This is a genomic window from Ruminococcus bicirculans (ex Wegman et al. 2014) (assembly GCF_000723465.1).
Taxonomy (GTDB): Bacteria; Bacillota; Clostridia; order Oscillospirales; family Ruminococcaceae; genus Hominimerdicola; species Hominimerdicola aceti.
This window is the reverse complement of sequence record NZ_HF545616.1, coordinates 786,128-802,333: the sequence shown is the minus strand read 5'-3', so window position 1 is coordinate 802,333 and position 16,206 is coordinate 786,128. Positions and strand designations below refer to the sequence as shown.

9 protein-coding genes are annotated in these 16,206 nt (G+C 45.2%); 2 read left to right on the top strand and 7 right to left on the bottom strand.

Annotated elements, in window-relative coordinates; translation table 11 throughout:
* Nucleotides 1–54: 54 nt before the first annotated feature.
* Both RBI_RS03550 and RBI_RS03545 read right to left on the bottom strand, forming a co-directional pair.
* Entirely contained in the window at nucleotides 55–1,128 is a 1,074-nt protein-coding gene (locus RBI_RS03550; RefSeq protein ID WP_038671106.1) for a 6-phosphofructokinase, read from the bottom strand.
* Nucleotides 1,129–1,171: 43 nt separating this feature from the next.
* The gene (locus RBI_RS03545) at nucleotides 1,172–3,277 is read right to left on the bottom strand and encodes a methyl-accepting chemotaxis protein (RefSeq protein ID WP_051706399.1); all 2,106 of its coding nucleotides are present in this window, start codon (nucleotides 3,275–3,277) and stop codon (nucleotides 1,172–1,174) included.
* A 180-nt stretch (nucleotides 3,278–3,457) separates the two neighbouring features.
* Here RBI_RS03545 and RBI_RS03540 point away from each other — a divergent pair, with 180 nt between their 5' ends.
* A complete protein-coding gene (locus tag RBI_RS03540; protein ID WP_038671104.1) occupies nucleotides 3,458–4,321 on the top strand; it encodes a polysaccharide deacetylase family protein in 864 nt (287 codons plus the stop codon).
* Between the two features lie 215 nt (nucleotides 4,322–4,536).
* Here RBI_RS03540 and RBI_RS03535 read toward each other — a convergent pair whose 3' ends face one another.
* Genes RBI_RS03535 through RBI_RS03525 form a run of 3 tightly spaced genes read right to left on the bottom strand, consistent with a single transcriptional unit; the run spans nucleotide 4,537 to nucleotide 10,868 of the window.
* A complete protein-coding gene (locus tag RBI_RS03535) occupies nucleotides 4,537–5,556 on the bottom strand; it encodes a cadherin-like beta sandwich domain-containing protein (protein WP_038671102.1) in 1,020 nt (339 codons plus the stop codon).
* Nucleotides 5,557–5,583: 27 nt separating this feature from the next.
* Entirely contained in the window at nucleotides 5,584–9,684 is a 4,101-nt protein-coding gene (locus RBI_RS03530; protein WP_038671100.1) for a lectin like domain-containing protein, read from the bottom strand.
* A gap of 20 nt (nucleotides 9,685–9,704) precedes the next feature.
* Nucleotides 9,705–10,868, bottom strand: a complete 1,164-nt coding sequence (locus RBI_RS03525) for a tRNA(Met) cytidine acetate ligase (protein WP_038671098.1) — start codon at nucleotides 10,866–10,868, stop codon at nucleotides 9,705–9,707.
* A 233-nt stretch (nucleotides 10,869–11,101) separates the two neighbouring features.
* Between RBI_RS03525 and RBI_RS03520 the strand changes: the two genes are divergently transcribed.
* On the top strand, nucleotides 11,102–12,298 hold the full coding sequence (locus RBI_RS03520; protein ID WP_038671096.1) for an acetate/propionate family kinase: 1,197 nt from the start codon (nucleotides 11,102–11,104) through the stop codon (nucleotides 12,296–12,298).
* A 143-nt stretch (nucleotides 12,299–12,441) separates the two neighbouring features.
* On the opposite strand, the gene RBI_RS03515 is transcribed toward RBI_RS03520, so the two are convergent.
* Nucleotides 12,442–14,277: an ABC transporter ATP-binding protein gene (locus RBI_RS03515; RefSeq protein ID WP_038671094.1), complete on the bottom strand. Its 1,836-nt coding sequence runs from the start codon at nucleotides 14,275–14,277 to the stop codon at nucleotides 12,442–12,444.
* Complete coding sequence (locus RBI_RS03510) at nucleotides 14,277–16,010, bottom strand: ABC transporter ATP-binding protein (protein ID WP_302465494.1); 1,734 nt, start codon at nucleotides 16,008–16,010, stop codon at nucleotides 14,277–14,279. The genes RBI_RS03515 and RBI_RS03510 overlap by 1 nt, the downstream gene beginning before the upstream one ends.
* Nucleotides 16,011–16,206: the final 196 nt, after the last annotated feature.

The window sequence follows — 16,206 nt, the reverse complement described above, 5'->3', positions numbered from 1 at the left end:
GGCATATACAAAAAAGCGGCACAGCATACACTGCACCGCCTGTTTACACATATTTTAGTCGCCGAATGCAACGCCCAGAGCCTTTGCGGTCTTGACGAGCTGGTGGTCGGCAGGGACGAATTTTGTTTTGCCTGCGACTTCTGAAAGTGGGTTTTCTGACACAACTTCATTTATCATTGCCACTGCATAGCCGTATTTATCGGCTGCGATAAGCTCTGCGGCATGGACACCGAACTTTGTGGCAAGCACTCTGTCATAGGCTGACGGACTGCCGCCTCTGAGCATATGACCAGGAACGCAAACTCTTGTTTCTCTGCCTGTAAGCTCTTCTATCTGCTTTGCAATTCTAGGGGTAGCAGTTGTAAGACCCTGCTCTGCACGGAGTCTTGCTCTTTCCTTCTTTTTAAGCTTTGCCTCTTCTTTATCAAAAGCACCCTCAGCTACGGCGAGGATAGAAAATCCCTTTGATTCTCTCTTTTCGCAGGCAGCGGCAAGCTTTTCGATATCATATGGTATTTCAGGAATGACTATCATATCTGCACCGCCTGCGATACCTGAATAGAGGGTGAGCCAGCCGGCTTTATTGCCCATTATTTCTGCAACGAGTATTCTTCCGTGGGAATTGGCTGTAGAATGAAGTCTGTCGATAACGTCTGTGGCTGTGTCAACAGCGGTATGGAAGCCGAATGTTACGCTTGTGCCCCAGATATCGTTGTCGATAGTTTTTGGCAGGCCGATAACGTTAAGTCCCTCGGTTGAAAGGAGGTTAGCGGTCTTATGAGTGCCGTTGCCGCCCAAGGTGAGCAGGCAATCGAGCTTCTGCTTTTTATAGGTTTCTTTCATAGCCTTTACTTTATCCACGTTATCTTCTTCGATGACCTGCATTTTCTTGAAAGGCGTTCTCTTCGTGCCGAAAATAGTTCCGCCTGTGGTAAGGATACCAGAAAAGTCAGACTGTTTCATTTCTTTGCACATATTATTGATAAGCCCATAATAGCCGTCCTCGATACCTACTATCTGAACGTCCTCGCCGAACTTTTCATAGCAAGCCTTTGCAACGCCTCTGATAGTTGCGTTAAGTCCCGGACAATCTCCTCCGCTTGTGAGTATGCCTATTCTTTTCTTCATTTTACCAAGTCCTTTCAATGAAATTCTATCATTATCAACGATATCAATACTTATCGCTTGTGCTGAAATCTTCTATATCGGCTTCGTCGGAAGGAGTGATATCCTGCTGAGTTTCCTCAGGGGTGGCCTCGCTTTCCGGCTCATCGTCAATATATGTGAACCTTGAAGTCTGATGCTCTTTCTTATCCTTTTCACTGTTCTCGCTAAGTTTGAAACGTGCTATCATATTCTTTAGTATGAGCGACTGGCTTGAAAGCTCTTCACTTGCGGAAGCTGAACCGACTGCAGTCGAGGTATTGGCTGATACAACGGCTGATATCTGGTCTACTCCCGTATTTACCTGAACGATAGCCTCTGCCTGCGCCTCAGAAGCGTCTGAGATATTCTTTACGAGATCCTTTATAGTATTTGAATTGCTTACGATATTGTTCAGTGAATCAGCAGTTTCTTCGGCTATCTTAGAGCCCTTTGAAACAGCGGCAGACTGGTTTTCGATAAGTGAAGCGGTCTGCTTTGCGGCTTCGGCTGATCTTGACGCCAGACGTCTTACCTCGTCTGCTACCACGCCAAAGCCCTTTGAACCCTCTCTTGCGGCCTCTACGGCGGCGTTAAGGGCAAGGATATTTGTTTGGAATGCGATCTCGTCAATGACCTTGATTATCTTTGAGATCTCATCAGAAGCAGTATGGATAGCATTCATGGCATTTACCATGTTGCCCATATCGCTGTTGCAGTTGTCAACGGCTTCGGTATTCTTAAGTACGATATTATAAGCGTTCTTAGAGTCCTCAGAGTTCTGAGTTATCTGCTTTGAAACATCACTGAGGGTAGCGGAAAGCTCCTCGATCGCAGAAGCCTGCTGTGTAGAACCCTGTGATACAGACTGTGCGATATTTGACACCTGAACCGCTCCTGAGTTCACCTGCTCGGCTGACATATTGATAGAAGCAAAGGTATCAGACAGTGAGTCGAGTATCTCGTTAAACGTACTCTTTATCTTATAGAAGTCGCCCTTGAAAGTACCTTCCATTCTATGGCAAAGGTTGCCCTCGGATATCTGGGTAAGAGCCACTGTGATAAGGTTGATATACTGTCTGAGGCAGACGATAGTTTCTTCCAGAGAGTTTGAAAGGACGCCAAGCTCGTCCTTTGAATACCAAACGTCAACAGGGTCGGTAAGGTTGCCCTGTGCGAGAGAACGAAGTCTGTTTGTGGTAGAAATGATAGGCTTTGTTATCCTCTTTGCAAAAAGCAGAGAGAACAGCACCGTCAGGCACATAAGCACAACGCCCATTACAATGATATTAGTAAGTGCGCTGGAGCTTGCAGTGGTGAAGTCGGCAACATTTGTAACCATGACGACAGTACCGTCAAAATATGACGAACCATAATAGCCCACGATATAATTGTTATCCTTAAATTTATACTCTGTTGTACCGCTATTATTTGCAAGTATTTTCTCAACGGCATTTGTCACTTCCGTATATTCTTCATCTTTCTTACCGATCTCAAGGGCATTTTTACCTATCTGATCGGTATCCTTATGAAGAAGGATATCTCCGTCTTTGCCAACAAGATAAACATAGCCGGATTTTCCGAAGGTATATTCATTAAGAGCATTGACAAGCATATCGCTCTGAATGGTAATACAAGCGACTTTTTGTTCTGAGTTGCCAGACTTTGTTGAAGCAAGTATAGAAAAATAATTCTTACCGCCAAAGGTATATATATCGGTTATATAAGCCGAGCTTCTTTCGCAAGCGCTTATGATGTGCTCCTTTTCAACTGATGACGATACCATTTCATTATCTGTTGCAAGCACAATGCCATTGCCGTCATAAACTGTAAAATTCAGATAAAAGCCTGTGTTGTCTGCAAAGCCACTTTTTACCGCCTTCAGTCTGTCAGCGTCAGTTTTTGCCCCTAAAAAAGAATCAGACTTTACGGTCGAAACTATATTATTCGTATAAGAGCTGATCGTCGAGTCAAAATTCTTAGCCGCCTGAACAGCCAGTGGTTCAGCGGTGCTTTTGAGCGTATCCTTTGCAGAAACGTTTATAAAATACACGGAAACCAAGCTGAGCAGCACCGTGATGATAAGTGCGATTGAAAGCATTGCCAAAAGCAGCTTTGAACGCAACGTTTTCATATACAGTTCCCCCTTATGAACTTGTTTTTAACGCAGCACACAACACTGCGATATTACGTGTTTATTATATCATAATTGCACAATTATTTCAAGTACCACAAGCATATTTTTTGTGAACTTATGATGCAATTAATGATATGGAGGTGAATAAGAATATGTAAAAAAGGGGGTAAATAAAATATGTACATAAGTCTAAGGATAAGAAAAAGGGTGATGCTTTGTGTTATAGCTGTGCTTTCTATGCTGGCGGCGGTGGCTGTTATGCCGACCTTTGCAAAAGAAGAAAAAACAGATGGGATAAAGCTTCCGATCATAATGTATCACAGCATCGTAAAAAACGAAGATCGCAGCGGTGAGTATGTCATAACGCCTATCGAGCTTGAAAAGGATCTGCTTTATCTGAAGCAGAACGGCTACACTACTGTTTTTGTAAATGACGTTATAAGATATGTGAAACGTGGGGGCGAGCTGCCTGAGAAGCCTATTATACTGTCCTTTGATGACGGCACTTACAACTACAGAGAATATCTTCTGCCGCTTCTTGAAAAATACGATATGAAAGCCACTGTATCTATTGTGGGAGCTTACACTGACGCTGCCTGCGAGGAGGCTGAGCCTGATCCTGCTTACTCTTATCTTGACTGGCAAGACGTTTCAGTGCTTCGTGACAGCGGTCATGTGGAGATATGCAATCACTCTTACGATATGCACAATCTTGATGGCAGGCGTGGAGTTGGTCAGCTAGAGGGGGAAAGCTACGAGGATTACCGAAAGATATTTCTTAACGACACCACGAAGCTTCAAACGCTTTGCGATGAACACTGTGGTTTTCAGCCAAACGTTTACACCTATCCTTTCGGCATAACCTGCGAAAGTGCAAGTCGGCTCGTAAAGAACATGGGGTTTGAGGCTAGTCTTGGAGTAGAGGAAAAAATCAATATAATAAAAAAAGAAGATGAGCGCTGCCTTTTTGGTCTTTACAGATACAATCGCAGCGGGATCATCTCCACAGAAGAATTCATGAAAAAAGTTTTTGGAGCATAAAAAAAAGCAGCCCCTATTGGAGCCACTCTCTAAACTGAATCACCATCAGCATATTCACATTATACTCTGGCAGGTGTCGAAATTATACTTGTTTTTGTGTGATTTTTGTAAAAAAAATGTGTATTCGTGTAAGCAGAGTGAAAAATGCTGTCACAAGCAGCCAAAAGCACGTTGATACGCCTCTTTTGGCTGTTTATCATCTCTTTACACAGAACTTATTTATCCTTTTTGCCGCCTTTGATCTTTCCTCTTATCCAGATAATTATTACTACAAGTGCAATAACAAGGACAATAAGGACGATAGCAAGGGCGGTATTGAGCATCTTTTTATACTGGTCCATAACGTTTGCGTTTTTGGACACGGCAGATGAAGTATCGGAGCTGTCTTTCTTTTGGGCGGTCTGGGTCTGCTGTTCATCTCCGCCTGCGGCTCTTATTATGGTGACAGTATAGGTGGCGGCATTGCCGTCAACGTCTGTGACGGTTATGGTTCGTACATTTTCGCCTACCTGACACTCGCTTGTGCCTGTATACCATATATAATCAGAGGGGCTTGCTGTTGTTCCCTCTATCTCAACATTGGTAACGGAATTGTCAACGTTCACTGTATAGTTATAGACATTATAGGCAAAGGCAGGAGAAAGCTCACCGTTATCCACTGTCAGGGCTGTAAGAACGCCTTTATCGGGTATGCCGTTTGAAGGTGCGGTCTTAGTGGCAGTGGTGGTAGTGGTAGTGGTCTTTTCGGTGGTGGTCGTGGTTTCTGTTTCGGTCTTGGTTTCCACCTTATCGCCTCCAACTGTTATGACACAATAGGCGGTAGGCGAGCCGATAAGCTCTGAATCAGGGGAATATATCTGACAGCTTTGCAGGCTTATATTTGCATTTCCTGCCGACAGACCTTTGAACGTAAAGCTGAAATCCACTTCTGAAGAGGGGGTATCAGGAAATCCGTTTACTGTAAGAACTCCTCCGCCGCCTGAGGCATTATCGCTTGACACAAATTCTATAACGGAATCGTCATAGGCGATATTTGCCTGAACGCTTCCTATCTCTGAATCTGCAGAAAATGTCACGGACACTTCAAACTGCTGATCGGTCATGACGGGGTTTTTAGGCGGATAGAAGAAAGCCTCCCCTGTTGCATGGGCAGTGAGAGCCGTCATTGGAACTGCAAGTGCGGCTGTCAAGAGCGATGAGAATATTCTTTTTACAAGCTTTGTTTTTGTGGTCATTGCTATCCCTCCCGATAACATGGATAATTATTTGGTATAAACTTTGGCTATATCAGACCACTGTCCGAAATAGGTCTTGGTCCCTGTGGCTGTATAGCTTCTCACACGGACGAAATATGTCTTTTGGCTTTTAAGATCTGTTACGGTCTTTTTGTCGGTCTTATTTGAGGTCACCTTAACTGTCTTTGCATCGCTGAAAGATATATTTTCAGCGTAGGATATCACATAGCCTGTAGCAGAGCCTTTCTGTGCATAGTCTATATAAAAGCCTTTTTTCACCGGCATGAGCTTTTGTATGGTCTGCTTTGCAGGGGTGATGACAAAAGACTTCGTTATCACTCCGCCATACGAGCCTTTTCCTGTTACTGTTACCTTAGCTGTGCCTATATTCTTATTGGCGGAATATTTCACTATATAGTCTGTGCCGTTTTTAAGGGTCTTGCCCGAATATGTGACTGTTATGCTTTGGGTAATGTTCTTGCCTGTGAAAGATTTGTTTTTTATGCCTGCGACCTTAGCTTTGGCAATATCATATTTTGCGGTGGTCACGCTCTTTGTATCAGACCATGCGCCGTTATAACGCTTGCCGCTGACTATTGTATACGAACGCACTCTTACATAATATTTCTTCCCTGCCGTCAGGTTTGAAACGGTCTTTTTATCCGTTTTGTTTGAGGATATTATCAAGGTTTTTGCACCTGTGAAGTCAGAGCGTGTACTGTACTGCAGTTCATATCCCGTGGCTGAGCCTTTCTGAGCAAAGTCGATAAAAAAGCCTTTATATCTTGTTTGCAGAGATTGTATCTTCTGTTTTGCAGGATAAATTGTAAAAGTTTTTGTTATCGTACCCTGATAGTTGCCCATGAAGCTTATGATCATTTTTCCAACGCCTATTTTTGTATTTGAGCTATAGGAAACAGTATAATCATGTTCAGGAAGAAGAAATTTTCCTCCGTCCGTTACCATAACGTCAGGTCTTATAGGCTTGCCTGTGTAGGAGAGCGTATCAACATAATAGACGCTTGTCAATTGGGCGGACTTTGGAAGAATGTCGAATGCTTTGGCTATAGTGCCGCTGTATCCGCCAATGCCTGTTATTATCATTTTGCCCTTGCCTGCGGCTATATTATCGGCATAGTCAATGGTATAGTCTTTATTATTTGTCAAAGTGGTATCGCCATAGGAAAGCGTTATACTGCTTTGAGCAAGCTCATAGCCTGTGAATGTCATATGTGTTTTAAAGCCTGATATCTCGCAGTCTTTTATAAGCTTTCTGTCGGTATAGACCGCCTGCACTGTCATATGGGCTGTGACTTTTGAAAAGTCTTTATCCCAGCCTGTAAAGCGTTTGCCTTTTATGGTCGGTGCTTTGGGCGGATCGGCACTTTTGCCGTATTCTACGGTCTGAGATGACAAAACTGTGCCGTTTATATCGGTGAAATCGACCTTGCAGGTATTGGTTTTCCAGCCTGCATAAAGCGTCTTTGAGCCGTCTGAAAAGCTCACGGACATTATAGGCTCGCTCTTAAGCTGTGAGTCGGCATACCAGCCTGTAAACTGTGCGCCCTCTTTTGTTGGGGCGGAAAGCTGTGCGGTTTCGCCCTCGCCAAGCTCATCAGTGTTGAGAGGGCTGTTTTCGCCACCGTTAAGGATATAATCTATCTTTGCTTTGTCACTTGGGGTGACTTTTGCGGAAACTGTGGTGTTTTCTGTGAAAACTGTGTTGCTGTTCACAGGTTCACCTTTACGATACCAGCCGAGGGTGTAGCCCTGCTGAACGTTTACATTCGGAAACACGGCTTTGCCTGCATAGTCGGTGCAGACTTCTATGGTCTGTGCCACAGCGGAGAATGTTATCTTATGGGAAGCCTGCTCGCTATATGAGGTCTGGCGCACAAGAGTGCCGTCCATTGTCCACTTTGCGCTGTCTTTGAACTTTTCACCGTAGGTGTTCATTGCATATGCCCCTTGAGAAAGTGCATTTTTTGCAGAAAGGCTTGAAACCAAGCTGTCGCTGTCATTGCTGTAACAGCCGTATGCGTTCACAACGGAAACGGCAATATCCCTGCCTCCTATAAAGGCATTTGTAATGGCGGAGCTGTTTTCCCTTAGGTTTGAAGAACACTCTGTTATGATACCGCAGGATTGTCTTCCTATGACGCCACCTGAATAGACTTCTCCTGACACTGTGCCGTCAAAGGTGCAGGCTTTTATGGCTGTTCCTTGATAAAAACCCACTATTCCACCTGCGTAATCGCCTTTCACTATACAGTTTTTCAGAGAAATGTTATTTATCTCTGCACCATTTTTTATGTATGCGAAAAGCCCTGAATACTCCCCTGAGGAGATAACTGCGTTTTTTATAAGATGTCCGTTGCCGTCAAAATAGCCCATGAATGGGTTTTCAGAATCGCCTACAGGTGAGATAGTTTTTCCGTCAAAGTCAAGGTCAGCTTCAAGGGTGACTAGCTTGCCCTCGAAGCTTTCGCCACTGCTGACACGCTTTGCAAAGCTTCCCCACTGGGCTTCTGTGGTTATAACAAGGGCTTCGTCCTGTTCTTCTGCGGCGGAGATAAGGAGCTTTTGTGCGTTTGAGATATCGTTCTTGGAAGCAGTTTCATCTGCAAGCACCGTTCGGGCGTTGTTTGCTTCTCTTTCACAGCCTGCAAGGGTGCCGTACTTCGCAAGGGTGGTTTCAAGTGAACTTTTATCGGGCTTTGCAGTATCATCAGTGTAAGCGTAGATAAAAAGACTTCCTATGGAGTCGGTCTTATCTGCTCCAACGTCAAACCAATATTTGCCGTTAAGGGAAACATAGCTTTGCCCTGACTGCACCTTTGATGTTCGGTCGCTTTCTGCAAGGAGATATCCCCTGCCGCTGTCGCCGCTGAATTTTACTGAAATGGAATATTTCTCGCCCTCTTCAAGGAGGATATCCTCGGGAAAGTCAACTGTATAAAAGCCGTTTGCGGACACTGAGCCGCTTATCTGCGTTTCAAGGACGCCTATAGGGTCGCTGTCGGAAACGTTGGTATAGACGCTTAGGGTGTAATCCGCACTGCCAGTTTTGCCCACATACATAAAGCCTGCTTTATCAAGCTTTTCATCGGCTTTAGCGGTGAAAACATTTGCACCGTAAACAGAGCCGTCGTTGCTGGCGTTCACAACATAGCCTGTCATTTTGCTGTAGTGATATGTATTATCACAGCTTTCTTCAAAGTCATAGCAGCAAAACTGTCCGAACTCTGCTTCGTCATAGGACACCCAATAGAAGCCGTCATTGTCCTGATCTGCGCCCCACGAGCCTTTCACAAGCCATGCGCCGTTATTGGCAGGCTTATATCTGAAATTATCCTTACTGTAGTTATCGTCCCAGCCCACCACTGTGACGGAATGATTTATGATAGTGTTTTTTGAGGCGTCGGGATCATAGTAGGCAGTATTGTTATGATTCATATAGCCATTTCCTGCAAAATAGCTTGCGGAAACTGCTCCAAGCTCCATTATTTTACGCTTCACCTGCGTGGTGCTTGAAAGCTCCATGACATAATTCAGCCTGTATTCGCTGACGCTTTTCTTATTTTCGGAAACTATCATATTCTCTGTGCCGGATTCTAAAAACGGCTCGTAATCCTCATAGCATAGTCCCTGACCATTTGCAAGGGCGGAGGCCGCAAAGAGCCAGTTTCCCCCTGATGAAAAATCGTCTTTACCTGTGGCTGTGCCTGAATTTGAGGACAGCACCAAGGCAGGCACGGAAAATTCTGCGGAGGGGTTTTCAAGCCCCTTTTTTATAAGATCCTGCTCCGCACAGGCAAGGGCTGAGAATGCCCAGCAAGCACCTGTCGAAGCCTGATCTTTTACTGTTGTGATCTCTCCTGAGCTTCTTGGGTCATAGGTGGATGGGAGCTTTCGGGCGGCTAGTCTTGCAGGGGACTTTATCTGATAGTCACCGTCTGTGCTTTTGGCCACGCCCTCTATCTCATAGCTATAGCCGTTATGGGTAAAGTTTACGGGAACGACTTTTATGCCGTTATCCTCGTTGGCAAGTGCAAAAGTCTGCGCCGAAAGCTGAAAAGCCAAGAGCAAAGCTGTCAAAAGCCATGCCGCACCTTTCATTCTTCTCATTTTCCGCCCTCCTGTTTATCTCAGGTTATGGTTATCTTTCTGGCATACTCGTTTGAAATACATCTGCCATATGCCGCTGTTTCTCTAAGTCTTACTGCGTTCTTTTCAAGGAAAGCAACACGCTTTGCATGGTCGGAGATATCCTCAAGCTTTTTCAGCGAAGTATCATACTCCAAAGTTCTGTTCTCAGCCTGCGCAAGTATGCGTGTGCCTGTGCGGTTAAAGGCAAGTATCCTGCCGTATGGCACTTGTCTGATATCGTCTTTTCTGATGCCGAGAACAAGGTGCAGGACCATTCTTCTTACTCTTGCCATGGTGATATTCTTTGACTTTATACGCTGTTCAAAGATATCCATAGTTTCAGGGCAGGAGCTTACGACAGACATAAATCTGTTGGCAAGGTGTTCGTCGCAGTCAGGGAGGGCAAGAAAATCTTCTCTTGAAGCTGTGCAGAGCTTGAAAAGCATTTCTCTGCCTGCCTGCCGGGTAAAGGACGGCTTACAGCCCTCAAAATCATATGGAACAAATTTCTGCCACTCACCGCCCTCTTTTATAAGCTCTCTTATATGAGAAGCCGAAGCAAAATCACCAGACTCTGCCTGAGAATCATGTGCAACAGCTTCACGCTTTACGGCATAAGGCACTAGCCACGGGGCTATACGCTTTGCAGCCTTTATATACTCCACTGCAAGAACGTTATTGGGTGTGGAGAATATCTCTTCGGCGGTTCTGCCATAAAGACCTATGGAGGCTTCATACATAGCCTGCGGGTAGGTCTTTCCCTGAGATAAAAGTTCTCTTACCTGCTGTGAATTTTCAAGCATTGCGGATATTTCAGCTGCCTGTTCAAGGGCGTTCCTATCACCGCTTTCACAGCCGAAAGACAAGGTCGTTACCACGTCCTCCCCAAGACCTGCAAGAAGCCTTACTGCACTTCTTGCAAAGACCTCACTGTTTGAGCATGAGAACGGGCATGGCAGTTCTATAACAAGGTCTGCACCGTTTCTTATAGCAGCCTGCGCTCTGTCATATTTTGAGAAAACAGCCGCTGAGCCACGCTGCACGCAATCGCCGCTCATTACTGCGACGATACCCTCTGCGCCAGCCTGTCTTGTGGCTTGTATCTGATATTTGTGTCCGTTATGGAACGGATTATATTCCGCAACTATTCCCGCAATTTTCATTTTTTTACTCCTCTTTCTACCCTATGCTTATTTTATTCCGTCTTTCAAAAGCTTACTGCGAATTATGATACTAATATGTTAAGCCCTAGTAAAAAAATTGTGCAATATGTATATTTATGAAAAAAGCTCTTGAAATTTATCATTAATATTGATATACTATAAGTATATGATATTATGGGCTTAAAGTCAAGCCCGTTATCTGACATATTATAATCGGGAGGAGATTTTTTCCAATGAAAATCTTAGTTGTAAACGCAGGTTCATCATCACTTAAATATCAGCTTCTGGATATGAAGGACGAGTCTGTTATCGCAAAGGGCAACTGCGACCGTATCGGTATCGACGGCCATGTGAGCGCAAAGACAGGCGACGGCAGACACATCGAGGAGGATTGCAATTTCCCTACTCACACTGAGGCTTTTGAAAAGCTCGTTGAGGTACTCACATCAGGCGAAACAAAGGTCATCGACTCTATGTCTGAGATATCAGCCGTTGGTCACAGAATAGTTCAGGGTGCTGAGGTATTCAAGGAGACCTGCCTTGTAACAGACGAAGTTATCGACCAGATCGACGCACTGGCTGAGCTTGCACCTGTACATAACCACCCACACGCTCTTGCACTGAGAGCTTGCAAGGCAGTTATCCCAGCAGGCACACCACAGGTAGTCGTATTCGACACTGCTTTCCACTCAACAATGCCAAGAAAGGCTTATCTCTACGGTCTGCCATACGAGTGCTACACTGATCTTCATGTAAGAAAATACGGCTTCCACGGAACATCACACAGATTTGTTTCAGGCGAGCTTGCAAGAGTAATGGGCAAGCCTATCGAGGAGCTTAAGATAGTTTCATGCCACCTTGGAAATGGTTCTTCTATCACAGCTATCAACGGCGGCAAGTCTGTTGACACATCAATGGGCTTCACTCCTCTTGACGGTCTTGTAATGGGCACACGCTGCGGTTCTGTTGACCCTTCTGCTGTTGACTATGTTGAAAAGAAAATGGGCTTTACACCTGACCAGATGACAGAATACATGAACAAGAAGTCAGGCTTCCTTGGTCTGTCTGGTATCGGCTCTGACAACAGAGATATTCAGGCTGCTGCAAGTGAGGGCAATGAGAGAGCGCTTATCGTAAGCGAGATATTCGCTTATCAGATCAAGAAGTTCATAGGTTCATACGCTGCTGCAATGAACGGCCTTGACGCTGTTATCTTCACAGGCGGTATCGGTGAGAACGCACCTGAGGTAAGAGCGGCTGCTTGCTCAAATCTCGATATCCTCGGTATCCACATTGATGCTGAGAAGAATCTCTGCCGTGGAATACTTAAAGAGATCTCCACAGACGATTCTAAGACAAAGGTTTACGTTATCCCAACAAACGAAGAGCTTCTCATTGCAAGAGATACTCTGGCACTTGTTACAAAGTAATATTTCAGATAACATTAAGGACGGCTTTCTTATGAGAGCCGTCTTTTTTTGGCGCATAAAAAAGGCACAGGAGAGGTTTTCCTGTGCCTTGATTTGTTTGAACGTACGATATTGGCTATATACGTTTTCCAAACACCATTGTATCAGGTCTTAACGCCTGAGAACTGCGTCTGATAAAGTCTGTAGTAACAGCCCTTGGCGGCGATAAGTTCCTCATGGCTACCCTGCTCTGCAACACGTCCACCGTCGATAACGACTATCTTATCGGCGTCACGGATAGTGGAAAGTCGGTGAGCGATGATAAGGGACGTTCTGTTTTTCATAAGAGCCACCATTGCGGACTGAATGTGCATCTCAGTTCTGGTATCAACCGAGGAAGTGGCTTCGTCAAGAATAAGTATCTTCGGGTCGGCAAGCACTGCTCTTGCTATGGAGAGAAGCTGACGCTGACCTTGTGAAAGGTTTGAGCCGCCCTCGGCAAGCACTGTGTCGTAACCCTCGGAAAGTCTTTCGATGAACTCGTCTGCGTTCGCAAACTTTGCCGCCGCCTTTATTTCATCAAGGGTAGCGTTTTCTCTGCCGTAGCGGATATTCTCCTCTATGGTGTCCTTAAAAAGCACTGTATCCTGCAAAACTATGGCTATGGAACGTCTGAGCTTGTCTTTCGGGATATCGTAAATGCTCTGACCGTCTATGGTTATCTCACCGCTGTCAACGGGATAAAATCTTGTGAGAAGATTTACTATGGTGGTCTTTCCTGAGCCTGTTGCACCGACAATGGCTATTTTCTGACCTGCTTTCACCTCAAGGTCAAGGTCTTTGAGCACCTGTTTTTCAGGAACGTACGAGAAGTCGATATGCTTGAAGTCGATATCGCCTTTGACGTTTTCCACCTCAAAGTCAGCCTTGCCCTCGTCAGTTTCCTTATCGGCGTCCATGACCTCAAAGATACGCTCTGCGCCTGCTATTGCGGTCTGGATATTTGCAAACTGATTTGCAATCTCATTGATAGGACGTGAGAACTGCTTTGAATAGAGTATAAAAGCCTGAATGGTTCCCACTGTTATAAAGCCTTTTATTGCGAACCAGCCGCCGAAGGCTGCGATAAGGATAAAGCCGAAATTGGATATTAAGTTCATGCAAGGACCCATTACACCACCGAATATCTGAGCTTTTATGCCGCATTTTTTCAGATTGTTGCTCATTTTCTCGAACTTGTCAACAGCGTCCTGCTCCTTGCCGTAGGAAACGACCGTTCTATAGCCAACGACCATTTCTTCCACTTCACCGTTTATCTCGCCAAGAAGCACCTGCTGTTTGATGAAGTATTTCTTCATATACTTTGTGAGTACGCCTGAAACGAATATGGTAAGGAACACTGTAGACAGTGAGATAAGGGTAAGAAGCGGTGAATACAGAAGCATTATGACAACTGTTCCCACTATGGTCAGCACGCCTGAGATGAGCGAGCCTATAGACTGAGAGATAGTTGTGGAGATATTCTCGACGTCGTTTGTCATACGGCTCATTATATCGCCATGGCTGTGGGTATCGAGATATTTTATAGGAAGTCTTACAAGGCTTGAAAACAAGTCTTTACGCATGGTCTTTACTGTGTACTGCGAAAGCTTTGCAGAGAATATTCCCTGCATATAGGTGAAAACAGAGGACAGGAGATAAACTGCACCAAGACCTATGAGCGTTTTGCCAAGCGCACCGAAGTCAACGCTTGTTTTCTTTTTAGTGAGAGTGATGCAGTCGATAGCTATCTGCTGGATAGACGGTGCGGCAAGATTGAGCAGAGTTATAATGAGCATTACACCGATAAGAGCGAAAAACAGATATCTGTTTCTGCCTATATAGCCGATAAGCTTTTTAAGGGTGTTCTTTGCGTCTTTTGGCTTTTCCATTGTGAGCCTTGCACCGTGAGGTCCGCCCGGTTTTCTTCCACCGGGTCCCATTGGAGGCATTGGAGGCATTACACTTCACCTCCTGACGTTTTTACCTGTGAGGCGTAGATATCCTGATATACCTCGCAGGTCTTTAATAGATTTTCATGAGTATCGCAGGCACAAAGCTTGCCGTGATCGAGGACGGCTATCCTGTCGCATGATTTTACGCTCTGGATACGCTGTGCGATTATGATAAGGGTAGTGCCGTTCATTTTGCGGTCTATCTCCGCACGGAGCTTTGCTTCTGTGCCAAGGTCGAGGGCGGAGGTGGAATCATCAAGAATGAGGATCTCAGGTTTTTTAAGTACCGCTCTTGAGATAGAAAGCCTTTGCTTCTGACCGCCTGACAGTGAAGCTCCCTTTTCGGCTATAATACCCTCATAGCCTGCAGGTATCTTCTGAATGAACTCGTCAGCCTGAGCTGCCTGTGCGGCGGAGATGACCTCCTCATGGGTAGCGTTTTTGTCGCCCCACTTTATGTTGTCCTCAACTGTGCCTGAGAAAAGCTCGCTCTTTTGCAGGACTATGCCAACTTTCTTTCTAAGCTCGTCAAGCTTGCAATCCTTGACGTTTACGCCGTCAACAAGGACTTCTCCTGCTGTGCAGTCATAAAATCTTGGAATAAGATTTACAAGTGAAGATTTTCCCGAACCAGTTGCACCTAGTATGGCGACGCTCTCGCCTGACTTTATATCAAGGGTAAGGTCTGAGATAACAGGTCTGCCCTTGGTTTCAGGATAGGAGAATGAAACGTTTTTAAAGCTCACTGTGCCCCCTGTTTTATCTGAAAGGGAAACGCTGCCGCTTTTTATAACAGGGTCAGTTTCGAGGACTTCTCTCAATCTGTTTGCAGATGCGGAAGCCTTTGCGAGGGTCTGGAACATCATAGACATCATCATTACGCCATGCAAGACCTGAGTAAGATATGTGATAGCCGCCATGACCTCGCCGACCTTCATAGCCTGCGCCTGCACCTGCCAGCCGCCTATAACTATAACGGCAATAACAGACAGATTGAGTATTATCATAAGAAGCGGCTGAAGGATAGCCATAAGGGTCTGAACACGGAGGTTTGATTCCATAAGGCTTATATTTGCATCGTCAAAACGCTTTTCTTCTGTATCCTCTCTCACATAGGCTTTTACTACTCTTGCGCCTGTGACGTTCTCCTGAACCACAGAGTTTACGGTATCAAGACGTTTTGCAACGATAGAATAGTATGGGTTTGCCTTTTTGAGAATTACTATCATCATGATTATCTCGACAGGCAGTGCACAGAGAATTATGATACCGAACCTGACGTTCAGGGTGAGCATCATGATTATTCCGCCGAAGAACAGCAGGCTGTCACGCACCAACATTCTCAACATGAAGTCTACCATTTGCTGGATAGCGGTTATATCCGCTGTAAGACGTGTTACCAATGAGCCTGTTGTGAACTTGTCGGTCTGTTCAAAAGAAAGACCCATGACACGCTTAAAAACGTCCACACGCAGATCTCTTGAAAAGCTTTGGGAAGCTATCCCACCGAATGCAGAAGCCGCAATTCCGCAAGCTCCGCCACCTATAAGAACAAGGAGCATGAGAAGTCCCGTTCTTATGATAAGATCCATATCCTGACCCAGCACGCCATCGTCAACTATTTTTGACATAAGCTTTGGCTGAAGCAGGTCGCCCAGCACTTCTCCCACCATGGATAGAGGTGTCAGCACCGCAAACAGTGCATAGGGCTTCAAGTATTTGCTTAGTTTTACTTTCAAAGCAGTTCCTCCTAAAATTTTATTTCAGGCTACTTATACGCAGGGGAACATTGACGGAAGATAGCAAATGCAGAGCAGTGGGCTGTCAAGGACGCCAGCCCCTACAAAATGTGTGATATAACTTTTTATGTAGTGGCGAACAGCGTTCGCACGCATTGCTTTTGTTTTGCTAATGATCGCATCGACTTTTCACTGC